Source organism: Klebsiella sp. P1CD1, assembly GCF_003790505.1.
Taxonomy (GTDB): domain Bacteria; phylum Pseudomonadota; class Gammaproteobacteria; order Enterobacterales; family Enterobacteriaceae; genus Klebsiella; species Klebsiella variicola.
This window is the reverse complement of record NZ_CP033631.1, coordinates 263908-287644: the sequence shown is the minus strand read 5'-3', so window position 1 is coordinate 287644 and position 23737 is coordinate 263908. Positions and strand designations below refer to the sequence as shown.

Annotated in this window: 13 protein-coding genes, 1 tRNA gene, 2 other RNA genes and 2 pseudogenes; all 18 read right to left on the bottom strand. The window is 57.8% G+C overall.

What is annotated here, in order from left to right; all coding sequences use genetic code 11:
* Positions 1-10: 10 nt before the first annotated feature.
* The 18 genes and pseudogenes from bcsD to eptB all read right to left on the bottom strand — a co-directional run bounded on the left by bcsD (position 11) and on the right by eptB (position 23630).
* Positions 11-487, bottom strand: coding sequence for a cellulose biosynthesis protein BcsD (bcsD, locus tag DTA24_RS01380; protein WP_047667128.1), 477 nt, complete (start codon positions 485-487; stop codon positions 11-13).
* The gene (locus DTA24_RS01375; protein WP_022064958.1) at positions 487-4539 is read right to left on the bottom strand and encodes a cellulose biosynthesis protein BcsC; all 4053 of its coding nucleotides are present in this window, start codon (positions 4537-4539) and stop codon (positions 487-489) included. Before DTA24_RS01375 ends, bcsD begins: the two co-directional genes overlap by 1 nt.
* On the bottom strand, positions 4539-6971 hold the full coding sequence (gene bcsB, locus DTA24_RS01370; RefSeq protein ID WP_123836528.1) for a cellulose biosynthesis cyclic di-GMP-binding regulatory protein BcsB: 2433 nt from the start codon (positions 6969-6971) through the stop codon (positions 4539-4541). The genes DTA24_RS01375 and bcsB overlap by 1 nt, the downstream gene beginning before the upstream one ends.
* Positions 6968-9079: a UDP-forming cellulose synthase catalytic subunit gene (bcsA, locus tag DTA24_RS01365; RefSeq protein ID WP_008806906.1), complete on the bottom strand. Its 2112-nt coding sequence runs from the start codon at positions 9077-9079 to the stop codon at positions 6968-6970. Before bcsA ends, bcsB begins: the two co-directional genes overlap by 4 nt.
* A 19-nt stretch (positions 9080-9098) precedes the next feature.
* Positions 9099-9891, bottom strand: a pseudogene (locus DTA24_RS01360) (cellulose synthase operon protein YhjQ/BcsQ).
* Between the two features lies 1 nt (position 9892).
* Positions 9893-10429, bottom strand: a complete 537-nt coding sequence (bcsO, locus tag DTA24_RS01355; protein ID WP_016161937.1) for a cellulose biosynthesis protein BcsO — start codon at positions 10427-10429, stop codon at positions 9893-9895.
* A gap of 316 nt (positions 10430-10745) precedes the next feature.
* Positions 10746-10919, bottom strand: a pseudogene (locus tag DTA24_RS27870) (hypothetical protein); the annotation flags it as partial.
* A 24-nt stretch (positions 10920-10943) separates the two neighbouring features.
* Positions 10944-11957: a dipeptide ABC transporter ATP-binding subunit DppF gene (gene dppF / locus DTA24_RS01350; protein ID WP_012540348.1), complete on the bottom strand. Its 1014-nt coding sequence runs from the start codon at positions 11955-11957 to the stop codon at positions 10944-10946.
* Positions 11954-12937, bottom strand: coding sequence for a dipeptide ABC transporter ATP-binding protein (dppD, locus tag DTA24_RS01345; protein ID WP_012540347.1), 984 nt, complete (start codon positions 12935-12937; stop codon positions 11954-11956). The genes dppF and dppD overlap by 4 nt, the downstream gene beginning before the upstream one ends.
* A 10-nt stretch (positions 12938-12947) precedes the next feature.
* Positions 12948-13850, bottom strand: coding sequence for a dipeptide ABC transporter permease DppC (gene dppC / locus DTA24_RS01340; protein ID WP_012967081.1), 903 nt, complete (start codon positions 13848-13850; stop codon positions 12948-12950).
* 9 nt (positions 13851-13859) lie between these two features.
* Complete coding sequence (gene dppB / locus DTA24_RS01335; RefSeq protein ID WP_008806900.1) at positions 13860-14879, bottom strand: dipeptide ABC transporter permease DppB; 1020 nt, start codon at positions 14877-14879, stop codon at positions 13860-13862.
* 134 nt (positions 14880-15013) lie between these two features.
* A complete protein-coding gene (dppA, locus tag DTA24_RS01330; RefSeq protein ID WP_012540345.1) occupies positions 15014-16621 on the bottom strand; it encodes a dipeptide ABC transporter periplasmic-binding protein DppA in 1608 nt (535 codons plus the stop codon).
* 819 nt (positions 16622-17440) lie between these two features.
* A complete protein-coding gene (locus DTA24_RS01325; protein ID WP_023323375.1) occupies positions 17441-19408 on the bottom strand; it encodes an RNA-binding domain-containing protein in 1968 nt (655 codons plus the stop codon).
* A 428-nt stretch (positions 19409-19836) separates the two neighbouring features.
* Positions 19837-19969, bottom strand: a non-coding RNA gene (locus DTA24_RS01320) — RtT sRNA.
* A 34-nt stretch (positions 19970-20003) separates the two neighbouring features.
* Positions 20004-20135: non-coding RNA, RtT sRNA (locus DTA24_RS01315), on the bottom strand.
* A gap of 34 nt (positions 20136-20169) precedes the next feature.
* Positions 20170-20246, bottom strand: a tRNA-Pro gene (locus tag DTA24_RS01310).
* Positions 20247-20365: 119 nt separating this feature from the next.
* Positions 20366-21760, bottom strand: a complete 1395-nt coding sequence (locus tag DTA24_RS01305) for an ankyrin repeat domain-containing protein (RefSeq protein WP_032731439.1) — start codon at positions 21758-21760, stop codon at positions 20366-20368.
* A 196-nt stretch (positions 21761-21956) separates the two neighbouring features.
* Entirely contained in the window at positions 21957-23630 is a 1674-nt protein-coding gene (eptB, locus tag DTA24_RS01300) for a kdo(2)-lipid A phosphoethanolamine 7''-transferase (protein ID WP_032733927.1), read from the bottom strand.
* Positions 23631-23737: the final 107 nt, after the last annotated feature.

Here is a 23737-nt window from a genome sequence, read left to right as displayed (position 1 = left end):
CATTCACTCATTATGGATGGTAGTAAAGAAACTGAACGTCAGAGACAGAGAACACCCGCTCACGTTGTAAAACGACATGAGCACTGCCTCCCTGACTCTGCAGCCAGCGAGAATATAACCCCTCCAGTATGGCACAGAACGCGTTGCACCAGCGCACGCGTCCCGCGTCGTCCCGGCAGACCGGCAACGCCTGATGGCGCAGGCGCAGGCCATCCTCACCGACATCAATCGTCACCACGCCCCAGTGGAAATGGGTCAGCAGCCGGTTGATATTCGCCTCCAGCTCTCCCACCGTCTCCGACGCCGGCAGCGGATGGGTCTCCGCCAGCGAGGCGCCCATCTGACGCAGGAAGGGCTGGCTTTCCAGCTCGCCGGCATTATTTAACATACCTTCGACCATAATAACCAACAGATCGAACCATCCGGCAGGCGTCTGCTGCTGCTGGAACCAGGTCGTGACCACCGGGTTATTGTTCTCCGTCATCATCAATGATCTCCCAACATATAGCGGATATAGAGCCCGGCGGTGCTTTCGTTATAATCCCCGAAGGTGTCATAGCCAATCTGGCCCCCCAGCGTCATCTGTTTGTTAACCTTGTAGTCCGCCCCGGCGCGCAGGGTATAGCCGATGCCGCTCTTCGAGGTCGCGGAATAGTAGGCTTCCTTGGCAAACCCATTGCTCACCGCCGTCTCCAGGGTCTGCTGCCACTCTGAATTGGTCGGGAAATAGGCGCTCTTATCCTGACTGTAAGACTGGTAGCCCACCGAGCCGCCAAGCTTCATGGTCCAGTTATCATATTTCTCCGTCAGACTGACCGGCAGCGACACGCTGACATAGTTTTGCGGGCTAAAGTAGCCCCCCTGGCCATAGGTGAAGTAGCTGAGGTTCTTGGAATAATCCATATAGCTCATGCTCAACCCGGTCTGTAACTGGCGGTATTCGTCATGATAGGGCCGCAGATAGACCCCGGCATTGGCGTTAATGCTGGTGTTGCTGGCGACGTTCTGCCCCAGATAGCTGTATCCGCCACCGCCGACATAGAAGCCCGCGTCGCCGTCGTCATAGCTCAGCTGCAGGGTGCCGCCGTTTTTCGTCACCTGCCCCCAGGTTTTACCGGAATAAGTGTCCTTCAGACCAACGTAAGAAAGCAGGCTGTCGGTCAGTGAGCGGCGTTCGCCGGTCAGGATCAGCGACAGGTAGTTGCTCAGCTTAGGCGACCATTTCACCCCACCGACAACGGTATTGAGATCCTGGCCCAGCGGCGTGCTGCCAATATCGACGCGATAATCGTCACCGCTTAACGCCAGCGCCAGCTCGACGCCGTTAGCCTTCTGCGAATCGGTTGAGCCGCTGGTCTGGTCAACGTTCGGCTTAAGGCTGGAAGAGGCCAGATAGCTGGCGACCTGTCCCGAATCATAGCTCCCGAGCTTCGCCAGGTTTTCCATCCCGCTGCTGGTGGTCGGATTGAAATCTGCCGCATTCAGGGTGCCCAGGCCGCTTAAGGCTTCGGCCCCCGGATTGCTGGCAAAATAGGCCGTCCGCTCCGCCTCGGTCATCGAGGCGATCGCCGCCTGCTCGCTGGTGGCGGTACTCACCATATTGGAGACCGCGTTAGCCAGCGGGTTGGCGCCGTAGCGACGCCAGGCGTCGCCGCTGGCGGTTCCGGCGTTCAACGACACCGGGGTGACGGTAAAGTCAAAGCGCGAATCGCCAAATGGCGAAGAAGACCAGGTCAGCGGCGTCCGGAGCTCCGTCAGCTTGCTGGTACCCGATTCGCCGTCGCGCCCGCGCACGTCCATACCGCCCTGCAGCCAGCTGCCGGTTTTCTCCTGCAGAGACTCCATCATGGTGTCCACCTGGCGCAGCATCCGCGTCTCGGCGGTGTCCACTGGCAGATCGGGGCGCTGGATCCCCGGCAGCGTGGAACCGGGCGCGGCGGCCGACTGGGCGACCTGCCACGGCATATACTGTCCGTAGGTGGAAGCGGTCCGCGTCGGCGCCGACGTTTGCGACACGCCGATAAAGGGGTTGTCTGCCGCCAGCACCCCGCCGACGGTTGGCGTTTCGCTGCTGTTGGTGCTTTGCATACCCAGCAGTTTGCCGCGGGCGCTACGCAGGTAGGTCATCGCCTGCTGATGATGGCCCTGCGCCTCTGCGACTCTCGCCAGCAGCAGTAAGCGATCCGGGGAGTTATCCTGGCGCAAACCGCCGGCCAGCTGTTCGGCACGATCGTTGTTCCCCGCCGACAGCGCCACGTCGATGGCCCCGGCGCGCGCGTCCTGGTTCGGCGTATCGCGCGTCATCAGGTAGTCATAGACCACCCCGGCCTCTTTGTTCATTTTGCCGCTCTGGTACAACCGCGCCATCGCGAACATCAGATCGGTATTCTGCGGATCGCTTTGCATGGCGCGGATCAGCTTGTCATACGCCGCAGCGTAATTGCCCTGCTCGCGCAGGCGATCGGCTTCGTTGATCACATAGCCATTGCGAATACTCGCCAGCTGCGTCGGCGTACTGCTGGCCTGCAGCTGCGGATTGCTGAGCAAGTTCTGCGCCTCGCCGGTCAGCCCGGCCTGATTCAGCACCGCAATCTGATCGGCGTAATCACCGGCGTTGCCGGACACCCCGCTGCTGATATTGTTGCGCACCAGCGAGACCGCGGTAGTCAGATCGCCGCTCTCGGCCAGCAGCCGCGCCAGCTTGCCGGCGTCCGCCGGGGCTTTCGGCGGCGTGGAGGCCATCGCCCGCAGGGTATTGCTGGCGGCAGTGCGGTTGCCCTGCGCCAGATAGTTTTCGGCGGTCGCCAGCTGCAGGTTGTAGTTCACCCGCTGGCGTAAATCGCGCATGTCGCTGGTCTGGCTGCCGCCGGGAATGCGCGCCAGCAGCGTCTGCGCCTGCTGCCAGGCGCCGTTTTCGCTGGCAAACAGGGCGGCGGCATACAGCGCATTGTTGCTGGCGCCGGGGCGATAGGCCGCCGACATCAGCGAAGAGGCCTCGCTGCCGTTACCCGATTTTTGCAACAGCCGGGCCAGATCAAGGCGCAGCCAGGGATCGTCCGGATAGCGGGCGACGCCTTCGCGCAGAGTGGCAATCGCGCCGGCTGGATTACCGCTGCTGACCTGCGCCTGGGCCTGACGGCGCACGGCATCGCCCGGCATACCGGCCACCACCCGCGGCTGCAGTTTTTGCTGCAGGCTCTGCGGGAGCGTCTGCAGCATCGCCTGCGCCTCGGCGGATTTATTCTGCTCGCGCAGCACGTAATAGAGGTTTTCCCGCCCCGCCGCGTTCTGCGGATCGTCGCTTAACAGCGAACGTAGCGTTTGCTCCGCCTGGGGCAAATCTTTGTTATGCCGCAGCACATCGGCGCGGAACAGCTTCGCCGAGGCGCCCCGCGCCCCGCTCTGCTGCGCCAGCGGCGCGGAGAGCGCCAGCGCCTGGCTAATATTGCCCTGCTTATAAGCCTGCTGAGCCTGCGCCAGCTGGCCGTAGAACAGCGCATCGGCCGCCTGCTGACGACGGGTCGCCGAGGCGTCGCCGCCGAGATCCGCCGCCCGGCTCAGATACTGCGACGCGGCCTGGTAGTCGCCGCTGCGCTGCGCGATATAGCCCATGCCCGCCAGCGCATCGGCATCCTGCGGGTTGGTCTGCAGCACCTCTTCAAATTGCTGCTTCGCGGCGGCGGTATTGCCGCTGTTGAGATTGGCATAGCCCTGGCCGCGCGCCTGACCGCTGCGCCGTTCGCGAAAGTAATTCTGAACTTCGCTATCCTGCGGATGCCGCTGCATCCAGGTATCGTAATACTGCTCATCCCCGGCCTGCGGGCCCAGCCAGAGCAGCGCCTGACGCAAGCCGCTGTCCGCCTCTTTATTGCCGCTGGCCATCGGCTCAAGCAGAGCGATCCCTTCCCGGCGGGTCTCTTCCCGCCAGGTTAAGGCTTTGCCCAGCGCCACCCGCGGGGCGTTCTCCTGCGGATGCTGGGCCACGTACTGGCGCAGTTCGCTGATGGCCTGCGGATAAAGCGATTTGTCGCTGGCCATGGTCAGGTAATATTCCGCCGCCAGCCCGGCAGGCGGCGTATTGCCATTAAACATGCTGCGCCAGGTCGCCAGCGCCCCGGGGATATTGCCGCCGCGCGCCTGCTGGCGGGCCAGGCTGAGCTGCCCCTGCGGCACCTGCGACATCTTTTTAGCGTTGTCTAAATCCTGCAGCCCCGGGCTGTCCGGCGCCGCTTTCGCCAGCCGGGCGCGCCACTGCGCCGCCGCCTGCATATCGCCACCCTGCTGCGACCAGAGCGCCATCAGATACAGCGCCTGGGTGTTATTGGCATCGACCGAAAGCACCTTCTGCAGGGACTCCATCGCCAGTTCGTCATGGGATTTCTCATGCCAGTAGTTGGCCTGGGCGAACAGCGCCTGCAGCGCCGCGTCGTTACCTGCCGCCAGCGCGCCGCCAGAAGCACCGAGAGTCAACGCGCCGGTGAGGCAGAACGTCGTGAGCCGGCGGGAGGTTTTCATCGTTATTGTTATCTTTCTTTTCATTAGTTATCCCCCGAACCCAGACGCTTACGGGCATGACGTTTAAACATCGCGGTCAGCGCCAGTCCCATTATCGAGGTGGCAATCAGCCCCAGCACCGCCAGGAAACCGGAATGCTGGCTGGCATACCAGACAGCCATCATGTACCACGGCATCTGACCGCTGGGGAACGGCGTGCTGACCTGGAAGCTGCGCATCCCGTTATCACTGGTGATCACCGCGGTATCGCCACGGATCCCGGCGTTGATACGCGGCGAGTCCAGATCGGTCTTCAATCGCGCCAGCTGGTCATCATTGCTGGCCATCGCCACCACCACCAGGCGAGTCGCGTTCCACGGCGAACGATAGCTGATGAACCCGCGCCAGGCGCTGCTGGACGAGAAGTAGCGATCGGCATCGAGGCTGGCCGAGGTCCAGTCGCCGGTGAGCCGACGCTGCACTTTTTGCCACAGGTCAGGCTCACGGACGCTCAGTGTGTTATCCACCGGACGATACGGTGAATCAGCCAGCAGGCTCTGGTTAAAGGCCTGCTGATCGAGAGCGGTGACTGCCAGCACGTCACGTTCGCGCAGCGACTGCAGATCCGCGCCACCGGTCGGCATCCCGAGCACGACGCGGTTATTCGCCAGCGCAGTGCCGGTCGCATTTCCGGAGCGCGCCGCCAGATTCAGCAGGGTGGCCACCTGGGTCTCAGACGGGTCCGCCGGCAGCATAAGCGTCGTTTGCGAATAGTCCGCCAGTCGCGAGAAAGGGAATGAGGCGCCAACGAAATAGGAGAGGTTTGGCAGCAGCGAGAAGTGTCGCGTTTTGCTCAAATCAATCCAGGAATCGTCAGTGATCCGGCTCTTGATATTGTTATTCAGCAGTACCGAGCACGGAACATCATCCTTCGGCACCACATTGAAGTACATCGACAGCTGGTTATCGCCGTAGATCAGATAGGGCGCCAGCGGGATGGTAAAGCGCTCCTGGCGCGCATCGCCCCCGAGGTGGCGCCAGACTTTCTCCAGCGGCCCCTGCTTGTTCATCGCCAGGTTATTGAGGAAGGTACCGTTGAGCGTGACGCTCAGCAGGGACTTGTCCTCATTAATCCAGCTTTCCGATGGGAAGCGGTAGCCAACCTGTAGCGGGATCGTCTCGCCATCCCAGAGATAGAGGTCGGGCGCGGCGCGAAAGGCGATACGTAAAGGCTCATGCCAGACGCCGCTGACGGTCGGGCTTTGATCCTTACGCAACAGTTCGCTGAGCCTGACCGGACGATCGGTGGGGATCCAGCGCGGCGCATCGTACGCTTTACCAACCGGGATGGTCTGCGGTTCGACATCCTGCGTCGCGGTTTGCGGGGCGAAGTTGCCGCGGGTCAACCGCCAGGCGGCCATGCGCAGCGCCATATCGTTTTTACCGACAATCAGCAGCAGTTTGTAGGCCGGATTGGCGGGGTTGGCGATGATGCGCAGCAGCGGTTTATCGGTTTCCGGCAGCGTCATGCCGCCCACCTGCTCGCCCGGATGGCCAATCACAATACCATGGCGTTCCGGCAGGCGATCGCGCAGGGCGCTGAAGGCGATGCCGCGATAGTCCGCCTGGATACCCAGCCATGAAGAGACCAGCGCCGCGGCGCTGAAGACGTCAGCCGACGGCTTCGCCCCATAGGCGACCGCGATGTCCGCCGGGGTCATCTGCATACTGTCAAAGAAGGGGCGTGGGAAGTGGCTCAGGTCGTCGCTGATGTTCAGTTGCTGGCTTTCCCAGCTGAAATGCGACGTGGGCAGCACCGTCACCCGCGACGAATCATGAATATCACGCTGGCACTGCAGGGTATCGCCATCGTTGATCTTCACGCTCAGGTTATTGCTGGAGACCATCAGCGCGGGCGGAATATCCAGCTGATAATGGGAGACATCCTCGCCATCGGCACCCAGCGGCAGAGTGCCGAGGGGCTGACCGTTGAGCATCAGCTGCAGGGTGGCATTGCGGCTCGCCATTTCCGGCGATACGCGGACGGCAAGGCTGAGCTGGGAATGGATCACCACCTGGTCGGAAGGCAGCGTAAAGCTAACGCCCCCCTGCCGCTGGCCGCCGCTGAGGATAATGCCATCCGGCATCCCCATTTGCGCCAGATTCAGATCGCCTCCCCAAACCGGGGCGACGGGGATGACATCGGGCGCAACCGTGTCGCTCACCGGCGGGGTTACTGCGGGCATCTCAGGCACAGGCGTTGTCAACGCCGCATCGCCTGCGGGGGCGGGCGCTACCGCTGGCGTGGCCTCTTCCGGAGCGGCCGCCGGAGGTTCGTCACCGGGCTCATTGTCCGCCGCGCCGTTGAGCTGCGGAAAACTCAGCGGGGCTGAAGCGCCAGTAGCCGGCTCTTCACTGTGCAGCGCAGGCGCAGAGAACATCCCTGCCAGCAGCGCCAGCGTCGTTAATCGCTTCATAACGTCCCATCCTCCTGCGCCGTTTTCGCCACAGCCGTCCGGCTGCGCTGGCTGCGACGGGTTTTCCACGTCAACCAGAACAGTTCGAACACGCAGCGCAAAATGGTGAAGAAGGAGCGGAACGGGTTATCCTGCGGGCGCGGCGGATTAATCCAGGCATCCGCGCGGGCCAGCACCACCCGCACCAGTTCACGGCGGCGTGAGAGAGGAATATCTTCATCAAACTTGAGGCGCAGGAAGCGCTCATCCGAGGTGACCAGCTGAGCCGGGATGGAGATAGCCCCGGACTGCAGGATCAGCTCAATCTCTTCGATATCATCCTCCAGATGGCGCATATCCGGCGCGGCCACGCGGCAGCCGCCCATCGACAGGTCCGCGGTATGGCTGCGGGAAACGATACCGCTGGCGTAATGGATCACCACCGGAATGTCGACATCGATACGAATGGTTTTTCGCACCTGCCGCGTTTCGCGCGCTACGGCAATCGCCGCCAGCAGGAAGATCAGACTGTAGATCCCCCACCCGACGTTGAGGGCGATAACGTTGGGATCCGAGCCAAAGTAGTCATGGCCAATCGCCCGGACGATGCCGACCACCACCCCCAGGGCTAGCAGGCAGGCCACCACCAGGTGCGGCCGCACCACGGTGAAATCGAAGTAACCGACGTCAAGCAGCCCACCCTTATCGGTAACGTTGAATTTGCCGCGTTTGGGGAAAATCATCGTCACCAGTGTCGGCAGCACCAGGTGGAAGGCCAGCACAATATCGTAGATCTCCCCCCAGAAGCTGTAGCGATAGCGGCCGTTCATTCGCGAACCAACGTAAATAGCGAGGAACAGATGCGGCAGGGCATAGGAGACAATCAGGCTCGCTGAAGAGTAAATAATATTGAGGTTAAACAGCAGATAAGCCAGCGGGGCGGTGACAAACACCACCCTCGGGAGCGCGAACTGGTAGTAGAGCATGGCGCTCAGGTAGCACAAGCGCTGCTGGAAGGTCAGGCCGCGACCAAACAGGGGATTATCGACGCGAAAGATCTGCGTCATCCCGCGCGCCCAGCGGGTTCGCTGGATGACGTGCACCACCAGACGTTCGGTGGCGAGACCAGCCGCCAGCGGAATATCGAGAAAGGCCGACTTCCATCCCAAACGCTGAAACTTCAGCGCCGTATGGGCATCTTCGGTCACCGTTTCGACAGCGAAACCGCCGATCTGCGCCAGCGCCTCGCGGCGGATCACCGCGCAGGAGCCGCAGAAAAAGGTGGCGTTCCAGTTGTCGTTCCCCTGCTGAATCGGGCCATAGAACAACATCCCTTCGTTCGGGATGTTGCGCCCGACGGAGAGGTTACGTTCAAACGGGTCCGGGGAATAGAAATAGTGCGGCGTCTGCACCAGAGCCAGCATCGGATCTTTCAGGAAACCGCCGACGGTGGCCTGCAGGAAGACGCGCGTGGCGACGTGGTCGCAGTCGAAAACGCAGATAAGCTCCCCGTGGGTCAGGGTCAGCGCATGGTTAAGGTTCCCCGCTTTGGCGTGCTTGTTGTCGTTACGGGTGATATAGCCCACGCCGACGTCGGCGGCGAACACGGCAAACTCACTGCGTTTGCCATCATCCAGAAGATAGATCTTCATTTTATCTTTTGGATAATCAATGCATTGTGCCGCCAGGACGGTATCGCGCACCACCTCTAACGGTTCGTTATAGCTCGGAATATAGATATCGACCGTCGGCCACTTGCTCATATCATCCGGCAGTGGAACAATGCCGCGCTTCAGCGGCCAGACCGTCTGCAGGTAGTTAAGCAGCAGCATCACCCAGATATAGACCTCCGCCAGAAAGAGTCCCATTCCGAGAATGGCTTCAATGGACGAGTTGAAGTGCAGGGTCTGCGTGAGGCGAAAATACATGTAACGCGTGGACATCAGCAGCGACGTGACGACCATAATGACCGATACGCTGCGGCGCTTGCTGAAGCCCATCAGAAAGAGAATACCGATACTTAGCAGACCAAAAATATACTGCTTTTGGCTGTCCATCGGCGTGATCACCACCAGCACGGCGACGGGAGACAGCACCAGCGCCAGCAACCAAAAAAGAGATTTTTTCATTCAGCAGCCCTGCAATAAGTTAAAGCCCTGACATGCGTGGCTGGCTGTGCACCGTGCCATCGCCAATGTGGATACCCAACAGCGAAGATATTTTTTTAGCCATGATTTCAATATCAAAGGCCGCTGCGGAGGAGGCGTTGAAGTCCAGGATCGACTTCTGCGAGGCATTAGCCTCTACCACGCTTTCATCACGATGGATCACGCCAAGCAGTCGCTCGCCCAGTTTCTCTTCCATCAGGCTGGTGACGTCCCGGCTGACCTGGCGACGGCTATCGCTTTGGTTTATGACGAAATAGTGCCCGTGCTTGTGATTCAGCGCCCCGCCGGTCAGGCGCTGCTTTTCCACGTGCGCCAGGGTCGACATTGAGGCGGTATCCGCCAGCAGCGGGATCAGATGCAGATCCGCCAGCCCCGTCAGGGCCTTCAGCGCCGGTGAAGGCCCTGGCGGCATATCGGCGATGGTGATAAGCCCGGGATAGTTGAGCAGCGCCGACAGACCGCGCTGGAGAAAATGGTCATTGTGGGTCAGTTGCTCATCAAACGCCTGACGCTGCGCTTCGCTCACTTCGCCGTAAGGCAGGACGAAAATATTGCTGCCGGCGCTCAGCACACACTGGCTCCAGTCATGCAGTTCCAGCGCCTTCGCCACGTAGCCCCGCTCATCGCTCAACGGCACGCCAAAATGCAAACGCAGCGCATTCTGGACGTCAAAATCCAGCGCCAGGACTTTGCTGCCGGTCCGCGCCAGCGAATAAGCTAAATTGGCCGCAAGGGTCGTTTTCCCCACGCCACCTTTCGGTGAACAGACGCAAATCAACGGCATGTAGCGATCCTTTCCAGAAGAGATTTCAAAGGCTGGTCTTTATTTTTCGCCACCGGCTCCGCGGTTTTTGCCGCGAACAGGTGGGCATAGTTGTCGGCGCCCGGCGCAGGCCGCGGGGCCATCCTCGGCGGCGGGGACATCACCGGTTCAGGTACTGGCGTCGCTGCCAAGGGCTCTGACGTCATCGCCGGCGCCGGAGCGACAGGTTCCGGCATTGCAGGTTCTGCGACCGGCAGTGGGATCGCGGCAATAACTGGGGGGACTGGCGCAACCGGAGGTGATGCTGGCGCGGCGACCACAGGGTCGACACGCTGGAAGAGATCCGCAGGCACGGGCTGCGGCAGCGGCGCGGAGACCGACCCTCCCAGCGCCAGAGAAGCGGGTTTCCCGGCGTCGGGATTCAGCTGATTGAGGATCGCCCAATCCCCATGTTCCCGCGTGGCGGCTTGCGAAGAAAGATCCTGAAATTTGAGGTTTTGCGTCCGCGTTTTTTCTTGAAAGCGCTGCAGATCATCATAATGGTTCATTGATAACCTCATGATTTTAAAAATTTCATATTAAGTTTGTTGTTATTTTCTGGGTATATTAAAAATATCGTGACGCTTCTGGTATGGCAGATAAAGCGCCGGTGGTGACGTACCAATACACACGATTGACAGGGTTATAATAGTTTAGAATTTGATTTTTGGGATGATTCCACGGCAGAAGTATCGCTACACTAACACTTCCCTTTCAGAAGGATAGCCCCATTTTTTAGGTATGCGTACATCCTTAACCCCCGCAACCATCGCGCTTCCCAGTCGTTTTTATATAAAAGTATTACGCCATGATGAAATCATAGCGTCAGTTGAGCGAAAGAATAAACCTGAACCATTTTAATTTCTCTTTAATTCTATAAAAATGGACTGAAAGGCTTATTTTTTCGGATAATCGACGAAGAATGCTCCGAGAGTATGGCAGAAACTGCGGTAATAAACGGTGTTGCCAGGTTTCCTCTCCGGCGGAAGAGAAACTCCCGGTCCTGGGACCGGGAGTGTGCCATCAGGCGTGGGGTTTTTGCGGATTCTCATCCTGATCGACGGCAAAACAGGCTACCAGCTGGCCGCCGTAATCCTTAAGCTGCGGCTGAAGCTGGGTGCAGGGACCAAAGCGTCGGCGGCAGCGCGCGTTAAAGGCGCAGCCCGGCGGTGGGTTCAGCGGGCTCGGCAGTTCGCCGGTCAGCTTGATCCGCTCGCGCCGATCGTCCGGATTCAGACGCGGCGTCGCCGACAACAGCGCCTGGGTGTACGGATGACGCGGATTGTTGAAGATCTGGTCCTTGGTGCCCTTCTCCACGCAGCGGCCGAGATACATCACCATCACTTCATCAGCGATGTGCTCGACGACCGACAGGTCGTGGGAGATAAACACGTAGGACAGCCCTAAATCCTGCTGCAGATCCATCATCAGGTTCAGCACCTGGGCACGTACCGAAACGTCCAGCGCGGAAACCGGCTCATCGGCAATCACCACGTCCGGATCCAGCATCAGCCCGCGGGCAATAGCGATACGCTGGCGCTGACCGCCGGAAAACATATGCGGGTAGCGATCGTAATGCTCGGTTTTCAGGCCGACCTTCGCCATCATCGCCAGCGCTTTTTCACGGCGCTGCTCTTTACTCAGGCTACTGTTAATCAACAGCGGCTCTTCCAGAATCTGCCCCACTTTTTTACGCGGGTTTAGCGAACCATACGGGTTCTGGAACACAATCTGGATTTTCTGCCGCCGCAGCTTCTGCGCCTGCGGGTCGTGCTTAAGCAGATCCTGCCCCTGATAATACAGCTCACCGCCGGTGGGGATCTCAATCATTGTCAGCAGACGACCGAGGGTCGATTTGCCGCAGCCCGACTCCCCCACCACCGCCAGCGTTTTACCACGCTCAAGGGTAAAGGAGACGCCGTCCAGTGCTTTCACCAGTCGTTCCGGGGCGAATATTCCCTTCTTCACCGGGTAGTGTTTTTTCAGATCAATGGCCTGCAACAGCGGTTGTTGCGCGGCGGCCTTTTGCGTACTCATAATCCAGGCCTCCCGGCATCATCGAGTGGGTAGTGACATTTAGACTGACGGCCGCCGGTAAGATCCGCGAGCGCGGGCTCTTCGCTCCGGCATTTATCCGTGGCATAGGGGCAGCGCGGGTTCAGCAGACAGCCGACAGGACGGTCATATTTCCCCGGCACCACGCCCGGCAGCGACGCCAGACGCGCCTTATCCTGGGCGAACTCCGGCAGCGCGCGCAGCAGCGCCTGGGTGTACGGATGACGCGGCGCGCGGAAGATATCCTTCGCATCACCGGTCTCCACCACCTGACCCGCATACATGACGATAATTTTATGCGCCGCCTCGGCCACCAGCGCCAGGTCGTGGGTGATCAGCACCAGCGCCATATTCTCTTGCTGCTGCAACTCCAGCAGCAGCTCGATGATCTGCGCCTGAATAGTCACGTCCAGCGCGGTGGTCGGTTCATCGGCAATCAGCAGTTTTGGCCGACAGGCAATCGCCATCGCGATCATCACGCGCTGACTCATCCCGCCGGAAAGCTGGTGCGGGTAAACGTCGAGCCGCGACGCCGGATCGGGAATGCCCACCAGGTTCAGCAGGTCGATGGCCCGCTGACGGCGAGTTTGCTTATTGCCGCCCTGATGAACTTTGATCGCTTCCATAATCTGGTAGCCGACGGTATAGCACGGATTGAGGCTGGTCATCGGATCCTGGAAGATCATCGCCACTTCCGCCCCCACCAGCTGACGCCGCTCTTTTTCAGAGATGCGCTGCAGGTCGCGGCCATTGAACTCCAGTTTGTCCGCCATCACCCGGCCGGGATAGTCAATCAGGCCCATAATCGCCAGCGAACTGACGGATTTACCGGAACCGGACTCCCCCACAATACCGACCACTTCACCCTGATTCACGCTATAGCTGATGCGGTCTACGGCGCGGAACGGCGCGTTCTCATCGCCGAAATGCACCGATAATTTATCTACATTTAATAACGCCATCTCGAACCTCTTACTGCTTCAGTTTGGGATCGAGCGCGTCACGCAGACCGTCACCCATCAGGTTAAATGCCAGCACCGTCAGCAGGATCGCCACGCCCGGGAAGGTCACCACCCACCAGGCGCTTTGCGCGAACTGCAATACGTCGGAGAGCATGGTGCCCCACTCAGGCGTCGGCGGCTGCGCGCCCATGCCGAGGAACCCCAGCGCTGCCATGTCGAGAATGGCGTTAGAAAAGCCCAGCGACGCCTGAACGATCAGCGGCGCGAGACAGTTGGGAAGAATATTGACGAACATCTGGCGCATCGCGCCGGCGCCCGCTACGCGGGAAGCGGTCACGTAGTCGCGGTTGACCTCCACCAGCACCGCGGCGCGCGTCAGACGCACATAGTGCGGGAGCGCCACGAAGGTTAGCGCCAGCGACGCGTTGACGATAGATGGCCCGAAGATAGCCACCAGCACCAGCGCCAGCAGCAGGCTCGGCAGCGCCAGCATAATATCGACGACGCGCATGATGATGGAATCCACCGCCCCGCCGAAATAGCCCGCCACCAGACCGAGCACCACGCCAAGGATCAGCGACAGGACCACCACCAGGCAGCCCACCAGCAGCGACAGGCGGGCGCCGTACATCAGACGCGACAGAATATCGCGGCCCACGTCGTCGGTGCCGAGCAGATGCGCCAGGCTGCCGCCATCCTGCCAGAACGGCGGCGCCAGCAGCGAATCACGGAACTGATCCGCCGGGTTATACGGGGCGAGGAAGTTGGCGAACACCGCGATGATAATCATCACCGCCACGTATACCAGACCGACGACCGCGCCTTTGTTGCGTTTGAAATAGTGCCAGAACTCCTGCAGCGGGGTCATTGGCACCGGTGCAGCAATCGCTTTATTCTCAGAAACTTGTGACATGATGGCCCCTTACTTCTTATGCCGGATACGCGGGTTCACCACGCCATACAGCAGGTCGACCAGCAGGTTGACGAGGATAATCATCGTCGCCACCAGCAGCACCCCGCCCTGCACCACCGGATAATCGCGACGCTGCAGCGCGTCGATCAGCCAGCGGCCTAAACCAGGCCATGAGAAAATGGTTTCCGTCAGGATGGCGCCCGCCAGCAGCGTGCCCACCTGCAGGCCAATGACCGTGACCACTGGCAGCATCGCGTTGCGCAGCGCGTGGACCACAATCACTCGCATCCGGGTCAGCCCTTTGGCGCGCGCGGTACGAATATAGTCTTCGCCGAGCACTTCCAGCATCGACGAACGGGTCATACGCACAATCACCGCCAGCGGGATGGTGCCCAGCACGATAGCCGGCAGGATCATATGCATTAAGGCGTCAATAAAGTCGCCCTGCTCGCCCCAGATGGCGGTGTCGATCAGCATGAAGCCGGTCAGCGGCAGAGTATCGTCAAGGAACACCGTATCGCTGATACGCCCGGAGACCGGCGTCAGGTTCAGCTGCACCGAAACCAGCATAATCAGCATCATGCCCCACCAGAAGATAGGCATGGAGTAGCCGGTCAGCGCCAGACCCACGGCGGTGTGGTCAAAGATGGATCCGCGTTTTACCGCAGCCAGCACGCCCACCGGAATACCGACGGCGACAGCGAAAATCATCGCGCAAACGCCCAGCTCAAGGGTGGCTTTAAAGCGCGGGACAAACTCTTGCCACACGGGAATGCGGCTTTTCAGCGAGATGCCTAAATCACCGTGCAGTACGCCCCAAATGTAATGGGCATATTGCTGCCACAGCGGCTTATCAAGGCCCATTTCGGCCAGCAGCTGCGCGTGACGCTCGGGGGAAATACCACGTTCACCTGCCATAATCATCACCGGATCGCCGGGGATCATATGGACGAAGGCAAAGGTGAGAAGGGTGATACCGATAAATGTCGGGATGACGAGTCCCAGACGTCGGAGAATAAACTGCAACATAACCCGGATTCTCTCTAGTGACGCCCCGCCTGGCGACAGGGCGTCTGTATTGCTCACAAAAGCATTCCCCGGAATAGCGGGAATACGCCCCCTACCTCTCCCGCGCGGGGAGAGGGGGTCAGGCATCGTGCTTATTATTCGACGGAGACGTTATCGAAGTGGTGTTTGCCCAGCGGATCCACCACATAGCCTTTGACTTCTTTACGCACCGGCTCATAGACGGTGGAGTGGGCGATGATCAGCGCCGGAGCCTGGTCATGCATCACTACCTGAGCCTGTTTGTACAGTTCAATACGCTTGTTGTGGTCGTCGGTAGCGCGGGCCGGCTGAATCAAATCTTCAAACGGCTTATAGCACCAGCGCGAGTAGTTGGAGCCGTCTTTCGCTGCGGCGCAGCTGAACAGGGTCGCGAAGAAGTTATCCGGATCCCCGTTGTCACCGGTCCAGCCCATCATTACGGTCTGGTGCTCGCCCGCTTTCGCCCGCTTCAGATACTCACCCCACTCATAGGTGACAATCTTGGCCTGGACCCCGACTTTCGCCCAGTCAGCCTGGATCATTTCAGCCATACGGCGAGCATTCGGGTTGTACGGACGCTGTACTGGCATTGCCCACAGGTCGATGGTGAAGCCTTTTTCCAGGCCCGCTTCTTTCAGCAGCTGTTTCGCCTTCTCCGGATCGTAGGTGTAATCCTTAACGTCGTCGTTATAGCCCCACATAGTCGGCGGGATCAGGTTCTTCGCCGCCTGGCCTGCGCCCTGGTAAACGGCTTTGATGATCGCTTCTTTGTTGACCGCGTAGGTCAGCGCCTGACGAACTTTGACGTCGTCCAGCGGTTTCTTCTCGGTGTTGAAGGAGAGATAACCGACGTTCAGGCCCGGCTGTTCCAGCAGGGTAATGTTCTTATCTTCCTTCATGCGCGCGATGTCCGCCGGGTTCGGGTACGGCATCACCTGGCACTCATTTTTCTGCAGTTTGGCATAGCGCACGGAAGCGTCCGGGGTGATGGAGAAGACCAGACGATCGATCTTCGGCTTGGTACCCCAGTAGCCCGGGAAGGCTTTATACAGAATGCGGGAATCTTTCTGGTACTGCAGCAGCTGGAATGGGCCGGTACCGATAGGATTGAGGTCCACTTTTTCCGGCGTGCCGGCTTTCAGCATGTTATCGGCATACTCTTTCGAGAGGATAGAGGCGAAGTCCATGGCCAGGTCAGCGAGGAACGGCGCTTCCGGGCGAGTCAGGACGAACTGGACGGTTTTATCGTCCACTTTCTTCACTTCGCTAATCAGGTCCGGTAACCCCATCCCTTCAAAGTATTCATAGCTGCCGCCAGAAACTTTATGGTACGGGTTATTGGTATTCTTCTGGCGATCGAAGGAGAACACGATGTCATCGGCGTTCAGGTCACGGGTGGGTTTGAAGTCTTTATTATCTTGCCACTTCACGCCCTGGCGCAGATGGAAAGTATAGGTTTTGCCATCAGGACTGACTTCCCATTTCTCAGCAAGCCCTGGAATAACTTCCGTGGTACCGGTTTTAAATTCGACCAGGCGGTTATAGATCGGTACGGAACTGGCATCATAGGTGGTGCCAGAGGTGAAGAGCTGTGGGTTAAAGCCTTCCGGCGAGCCTTCAGAACAATAAACCAGGGTTTTCGCTTGCACGCTGGCGGCGACGGTCATGGCGACCAGGCTCAGACCAAGCTTCAGCATCCCTGATTTCTTCAAGGAAATACTCATTATTCTGCTCCAAAACTGTGATGTTGTTTGCATATATCCGCCGGACCTTTATTTATTTTTATTCGTCCTATTTCAAACAACGGATGCGTTGGCTGCGCTCGATCATCCCAGTCACATCGTTATCTATGCTCAGGGGAGCTCGTACACTTGCCGCCTTTCCGCAGCTCGAACTATTTAGAATATACCCGGTCCAGTCGGTGGTGCCCGAAGGCGTAGAGAGAGATGGGGATTCCTTTCGCAAAAACGACTGAGTTGCAGTACGGATTCTCCATGAAATGCCCCTCATGCCCTACAATCTGTCAACAGAATGGGGAAACGTCAATACAGCCAGCCGGGTTTTACATCCAGCGTGAGAAACGGCAGGCAAAGATTAAAAAAACTTCAAGGCGCTATTTTCAGCAGAGAAATTTATGCTACGGGTCAATAAGCAGAATAATGACCTTAATAATTTGCAACACGCAGAGGGAAACAATTCCAACAAATGAGAAAAATTTCTTGCCGTGTGACCAATATGTGAGCGATTAATAGCGCGAACGTTAAAGCGCACAGCGGAAAATGCTACATTTAGCCATAAGCTTCGCGAAAAAAGATCTGTTCATCGATAAAAAAATGCAATGGAAGATGTCACAAAATAGCGAATAGCTGGCTGGAAACGTGGGTAAAGACGTTTATTGTGATTTTGGTGGAATTTTTGGCCGGTCCCTACTTACGGAACCAGACGGCACGGCATGTATATCGTCCTGACAAATGGCAAAAGGGGTATTGCGCGAATCATAAAAACGAAGGGCGGCATTGCGTCGGAAGCTCACGAACAAAAGGCTAGACCACCGTATACCCTTGTCGAGGTGAGTTAGGCTTGTTGGGAAACGCCAGTTTGAGTTGCCTCGCATCCACCATGGGCTTTAAGTAATTCTGGCGAATACTCTGCGCCTTACGTCCCAATAATTTCTCCATAACTGCGACGGATAAGTAATGACCAGCGCACAACTGGACAAGCAACGCCTTCATCACCTCGGTTTCCAGTCGTCGTTGCGCCCGGGATGGCGCGGTTAACACTTCAAGCTCATGCCGGAATCCATCACTTAATGCGTCAAGATCATCAATGAACGGCTTATCTAAAAAGTGGCTGATGAACCGACCATATTCATCCCTTCCCTGAGGGTTACCGACTAAATCAGGAACGCTATGCGTTAAGCTGTTGCCACTATGCGTTAAGCCCTGAGCGTTATGCGTTAAGCTCGATGTAGAACTTAACGCATTTGCAAATATGTCTTCCGGCGATGGCAGTGCCATTCCAGGTAAACTATATGATTTATCTCGCTTTTGACCGCTGGCAACCAGAAATCCCCTATCGACTAATTTGGGAAATGCCAGGGTGACATCACGCGAATGTCTGCTCGTTAGCTGACAGGCTCGCTCATGGTTTACCCATCCCTCTGTCGCCGCGGTGATAACGATCATCCTTTCAAGATCATCAAGCAGAGAAAAACGGTGCCCAAACAAACCATTGAGCCGCTCAGTCACTACCTGTGATACAAGGCTTACTGTGGACAGTTCAAGCAACGTTTGTTCAGAGGGTTCCGTTTTTTCATATAACTTTGGTGTGCGCCAGTTTGCCCATTTCCAGCCGCTTATAATTTTCGGAACCCCGGACCCCGCTCGCTCCCCCGCCCCAATCATTAAAAACATCTGATGCATACGGCGGTTACGACAGTCGCTTTCTCCACCTTTCACTGCGATTTCCGGCGGTATTCGCATCAGCCCTGGATTACGGAAGCCAAAAAGATCCGGCCGTCTGACCACTAAGATTGAGCTTCGACCCGTATAATCAGCATGCACCAGGGTATTAACAAGCGCCTCTCGGATAGCTTCATGAACTTTGGTTTCATCCAGCCGAATACCGTCCTGCAATTCAAAAGGTACCTTAAGATCAGTGATCAGTTTTCGATAAGTCCGGCGGTAAAAATCAAAAACATTGCCTGACCATGAGCCATCCGGATAGATACGGTCGATCCAGCGGGAATCAGGTTGTGCATCGTCCCGTTCACGATAATCAACAAAATAGTTAGGGACCGCATCCTGAATGGCATTCCAGGTGCCAAACATCAGGATACCAGCAAGAGTTATGCCCTCCTCCCCGCTCTGACGATTTTGACGCCAGCCGCCGATATTCTTAAATAAATCAACGAGATTTAGTTCCTGCCATGGATGCTGAGGTTTCGCCACCGCAAAGAGATTACGGTAGGCGCGCAAACTGTCCTGATCGATATCACTGAAATCAAACCCGGTCAGGATCCGGTCATCACGGCTATCCTCGACCTGCTCTGCAAGCATTCTTTTGATTTGCTCTGCAGAGCAGTGGCAGTCCGCTTCATGACGGCGGAGATAGGTTTCCGTCATCGGCTGATTATTGAGATAGACGGGTTTTTGTTCTCGTCTTGCTATGGGAATCTCAATGACAATGACTTCTTTATTATCAAGTTTGATGACTTGTAGCGACTCTTCGGTCAGTAAATTGACATTGACTTTCTTCTTATTGTTAGCAATATCAAAAAGTTGCTTCGTAACAGTAGCCATATCGCTAATCCCTTCAACGATAAAGTTTCCTTTCTTTTCCCTGACACCTAACACGACATAGCCACCGCGGGTGTTCGCCATCGCACTGTACGTCCGCCAGAAATCCTCTGGCAGTTTACCTTTACCCTCCGCTCCCTGCGCCAGCTTAAACTCCAGTTCAACTGATTCAGAAAGCGTTTGTAAGTCCAGCAAATCACTGACAGGAAACATAATCGAATTGGCACCTGTTTGATTTTTCAATCAAGGGATGAAAAGGACAACCTGAGCGCTCAGTTAATCTCATTACCAATACATTTGCCTGCTGTGCCTGCAAAAACTTCGGCTTAATACGCAAAAAAAGCCTGCTCATTGAGCAGGCTTTCAGATTGCGGTTAAACGCACGCCCGGCGGCGCTGCGCTTGCGCGGGCCTACGGAACACAAGTCGAACTCTGCCCCCGGAGGTTCTCATCCTCGCAGGCCACAGATGCAAAAAAGCCTGCTCGTTGAGCAGGCTTTCAGATTGCGGTTAAACGCATGCCCGGCGGCGCTGCGCTTGCGCGGGCCTACGGAACACAAGTCGAACTCTGCCCCCGGAGGTTCTCATCCTCACAGGCCACAGATGCAAAAAAGCCTGCTCGTTGAGCAGGCTTTTCGAATTTGGTCGGTGATAGAGGATGACTCGCCACTTCGTGGCTCGCCCTGCGGGCCGTTGCTGACGCAACGTTCTCTCGCTTCGCTCGAGTCGAACCTCCTGCCCCCGGAGGTTCTCATCCTCACAGGCCTCAGATGCAAAAAAGCCTGCTCATTGAGCAGGCTTTTCGAATTTGGTCGGTGATAGAGGATGACTCACCACTTCGTGGCTCGCCCTGCGGGCCGTTGCTGACGCAACGTTCTCTCGCTTCGCTCGAGTCGAACCTCCTGCCCCGGAGGTTCTCATCCTCACAGGCCTCAGATGCAAAAAAGCCTGCTCATTGAGCAGGCTTTTCGAATTTGGTCGGTGATAGAGGATTCGAACCTCCGACCCCTTCGTCCCGAACGAAGTGCGCTACCAGGCTGCGCCAATCACCGAATGCGGGGCGCATCTTACTGCTGGGATGCCTACCCGTCAATGCCTTATTTTCAAAAAATCGCTCAACCGGCGAGAAACTCAGCAGCCTGAGCAGCGAATCGCCGGTTGGTTATCGTTTTCAGCGGCAGGTCACCTCAAACGCTTTGCGATACTCGGATACCTTACAGGTCACCGGCTCACCGAGATAGGTCGAGCCCGCCGGGTTGAATTTAAATTCCCCCAGCAGCATCGTCAGTTCCCCCAGCTCCGGGCAGGATTGCTGATGACGCATAATATCCGGGCGGGTATCGTTATTCACCGCGCGGGCGATGTCGCTGTATGCCAGCTTGTCGGCAAAGGCATTAGCACAAAACTGCAGTTCGCTTTGCGCCATATGCGCGGCCTGCCCCTTCAGCTCGGCATGCTGCGCCAGCAGCAGCTGGCGAACCTCGCCGGCCCGGCTGTAACCGATCGCCGTATAGCCGGCCTTATTGCTGAGGTTGACGCTGGCGCCAGCCTCAAGCAGCGCCTCGACATTGGCTTTATTATTCATTTTGACCGCCAGCATCAGCGGGCTGAGGTCGTTGGCGGAGAGCTGGTCCACCTTTGCGCCGCGCTGCACCAGCGCCGCGATCACCGCAGGCGACCCCTGACCCGCCGCCACCTGCAGCGCCGTGAGTCCTTCACGGTTCGGCTTATCCACCTCCACACCGGAGGCCGACAGCGCCAGCACCAGATTGGGATCATCCCCCGCCGCCGCCAGCATCAGCGGGGTGGTGCCGGATTTATCCGCCAGGCTGGTGTCCGCCCCGGCGTTAGCCAGCGTCGTGATGGTTTCCGTCGAACGCGCGTGATCGACCGCGAGGAAAAAGGCCGATTCCCCTGACGCATTGACGGCCTTCACGTCCGCCCCATGCCTGATCAGCAGCGCCACGATCTCGTCGACATTCTTCTTAAACGCGCCGGGCGCCAGTTGTAACGCCATGTCTTCGGTCATCAGCGCGCGGTTACCCGTCGCCAGCGATTTCGCCGCCGTTGCGCCGACAATTTTATCCAGCGCGCTCTCCTTCTCGACAGGCGCATCGGGCTTTTTCATCGCCAGAATATGCTGATAGTCGTTTCTGACGTCCCCGCCGTCGGCAATGGCGGACATCAATGCCGTACTCTTCTCGACGCTGGTCTGATTTACCGACGCGCCGGCCTGGAGAAGATCGCCGATAATCGCGGCATCGCTGCCGCGCGCCGCCGCCAGCATCAGCGCCGTGACGCCCTGGCGCGTCTGGAGATTCGGCTTCGCCTGACGCTTAAGCAGTAACGCTACCACATCACGACGATTTTCCGCGGCAGCGACCATCAGGCCACTTAAGCCGGTTTTATCCTGACCATCCACATCGATGCCATTATTCAGCATGGCTTCGATCGTCGCTGGCGCATCGTATTTACAGGCCAGCAGGAACTGGCTGGTCTCTTCCTCAGACTGGCAGCCCGCGAGCATCAACAGGCACAGTAAGGCCAACCCCTTTATCACCTTCATCCTTTCTCTCCATGAAAAGTTCGTGCACAGGGGGAGCGAGAAAACTGGAGGGTAATCAAAGAAGAAGAGGCAACCTGCCAGACACATCCACTGTGCGAAAAAAATCCCTCGCGCGGCGTCTGCCGGCGAGGGATTAGCTTATCCTGGGCTCAGGAAGGGAGAACAGACCCGAGAATCTGAAAATAAACCCCGAGCCTTACTTTTTCCACCGGCACCAGTTGTTATTCTCATTGATCCCGCCATCCGGCGAGGTATAGCCGAGACAGCCCATAATGGTGTCATACAGCTCGACGTGACGGCGCGGCACCTTCATCGCAGCCTGCTGCTGCAGATGGGCAAACGCGGCGGCATGATCGGGGTTCTCCAGGTATTTATCCGACATCCACACCATCATCGGCACGCGGAACTGCTCCGGCGGCGCCATCTTGCGCGGCGTTCCGTGCAGGTGTTCGCGTTCATTAATCGACTCCCCATGATCGGCGGCATAGAACACAATCGCTTTCTTATCCCGCAGCTGGTCGAGGACGCTGACGATAAAGTGATCGACGTAGGTCACGCTGTTATCGTAGGAGTTAATCAGCTCCGCTTTCGAGCACTTGTTGTCGACGCCGACGCACTCCGGCTTCCACTGGGCGAAGCTGCGCGGGTAGCGTTGGGTGTAGTTAAAGTGAGACCCTTTGGTGTGGAGAATGATCAGGTGCTTACCGGAGGCGTTGCCCTGCGCCATACCGCGCTTCATCTCATCCACCAGCAGCATATCGTCAACGCTCTTACCGCGGTTGCGCGGCTCGGCGCCAATTTGCTCGCGGTAGGCGATATTGTTGGCCATCGTGTTGCTGTAAAACCACATCTCGCTCTGCATGGCATAGAGATTGCCGTTGAAGCCCAACTGATGAAGCACGGCAAAGACGTTCTGCTCTTTGAGCGTTCGCTGCGGGTTATCCTCCGCCCCGCCCTGACGCACAAACATACAGCGTAACGACAGCTTGGTGGCGGTATCGCAGGAGTAGCCGCGGAAAGCGACAAGATTCTTCTCTTTCTCCAGCTCTGGCGTAGTATTGCGGCTATAGCCGAGGATGCCCATATGGTCCCAGCGGGTCGTTTCGCCAATGATAAACACCACGTAGGTGTCATCCAGGCCTTCCGGCGCGACGTAGGTAAACTTCTTCGCCGGGTTAATCAGCGATTTATTATCCGAGGATTCATCCACCTGCGCCCAGGCGTACAGCCCCAGCGCCGACAGCCAGTTTGATGGCAGATAGGAGTTGGCGATCACCCCGCCATAGCTCGGCATATCCACTTCCGAATGGCGCTCCACATCATGCTGACGCAGCTCAAGCAGGCGAATGGGACCCCAGACGATGAGCCCGGCCAGCACGACGATCAATACGTTTTTAACCCGCTGCCCCGGGGTGCGCAGTTGGCGCAGCAGCGTATGGCGGCAGCGGTTGCTCCAGATGAACAGCAGCGGCGGCGCGCTCACCACCACCAGCCAGAGGATCAGGTGCCAGCCAATGACCTCTTTCGACAGGTCGATATCGGTGGTCATCACCGAAGCGATAATTCCGTAGCCAATCACCACATTGAGGAACGTCATGTAGTAACTGGCGGCGGCGGAAAACAGGACAATCAGCGTCGCCAGAATGCGCCAGATGCGGCGACCAAACAGTGACAGCAGACGTAACAGGAAGAAGGTGACAAAGACCGTGGCGACCAGTTCAACGACACCGGAAAGCCCTTTCCAGAAAGTGAACTCTTGAGCATAACCATCGAAACGCCGGAAAAAAACGGCGATGTTCATAAACCAGCCGATGTACAGCGCCAGCCAAAAACTAAGCTTCTGCTGCGTCATCGTTCTAATATATTTCATGCAAGCAAACCTGGAAAAAGAAGAATAAAACACCGCCTGACGCTGTGGCACGAGTCAGTAGGCTAATAGGGTGCGTTAGGGTTGGTTATCAGAAACCTCTACAAAGC

Coding starts and splice junctions, on each gene's coding strand:
- bcsD (WP_047667128.1), bottom strand. CDS start 487: ATGATGACGGAGAACAATAACCCGGTGGTCACGACCTGGTTCCAGCAG.
- DTA24_RS01375 (WP_022064958.1), bottom strand. CDS start 4,539: ATGAAAAGAAAGATAACAATAACGATGAAAACCTCCCGCCGGCTCACG.
- bcsB (WP_123836528.1), bottom strand. CDS start 6,971: ATGAAGCGATTAACGACGCTGGCGCTGCTGGCAGGGATGTTCTCTGCG.
- bcsA (WP_008806906.1), bottom strand. CDS start 9,079: ATGAAAAAATCTCTTTTTTGGTTGCTGGCGCTGGTGCTGTCTCCCGTC.
- bcsO (WP_016161937.1), bottom strand. CDS start 10,429: ATGAACCATTATGATGATCTGCAGCGCTTTCAAGAAAAAACGCGGACG.
- dppF (WP_012540348.1), bottom strand. CDS start 11,957: ATGAGTACGCAAAAGGCCGCCGCGCAACAACCGCTGTTGCAGGCCATT.
- dppD (WP_012540347.1), bottom strand. CDS start 12,937: ATGGCGTTATTAAATGTAGATAAATTATCGGTGCATTTCGGCGATGAG.
- dppC (WP_012967081.1), bottom strand. CDS start 13,850: ATGTCACAAGTTTCTGAGAATAAAGCGATTGCTGCACCGGTGCCAATG.
- dppB (WP_008806900.1), bottom strand. CDS start 14,879: ATGTTGCAGTTTATTCTCCGACGTCTGGGACTCGTCATCCCGACATTT.
- dppA (WP_012540345.1), bottom strand. CDS start 16,621: ATGAGTATTTCCTTGAAGAAATCAGGGATGCTGAAGCTTGGTCTGAGC.
- DTA24_RS01325 (WP_023323375.1), bottom strand. CDS start 19,408: ATGTTTCCTGTCAGTGATTTGCTGGACTTACAAACGCTTTCTGAATCA.
- DTA24_RS01305 (WP_032731439.1), bottom strand. CDS start 21,760: ATGAAGGTGATAAAGGGGTTGGCCTTACTGTGCCTGTTGATGCTCGCG.
- eptB (WP_032733927.1), bottom strand. CDS start 23,630: ATGAAATATATTAGAACGATGACGCAGCAGAAGCTTAGTTTTTGGCTG.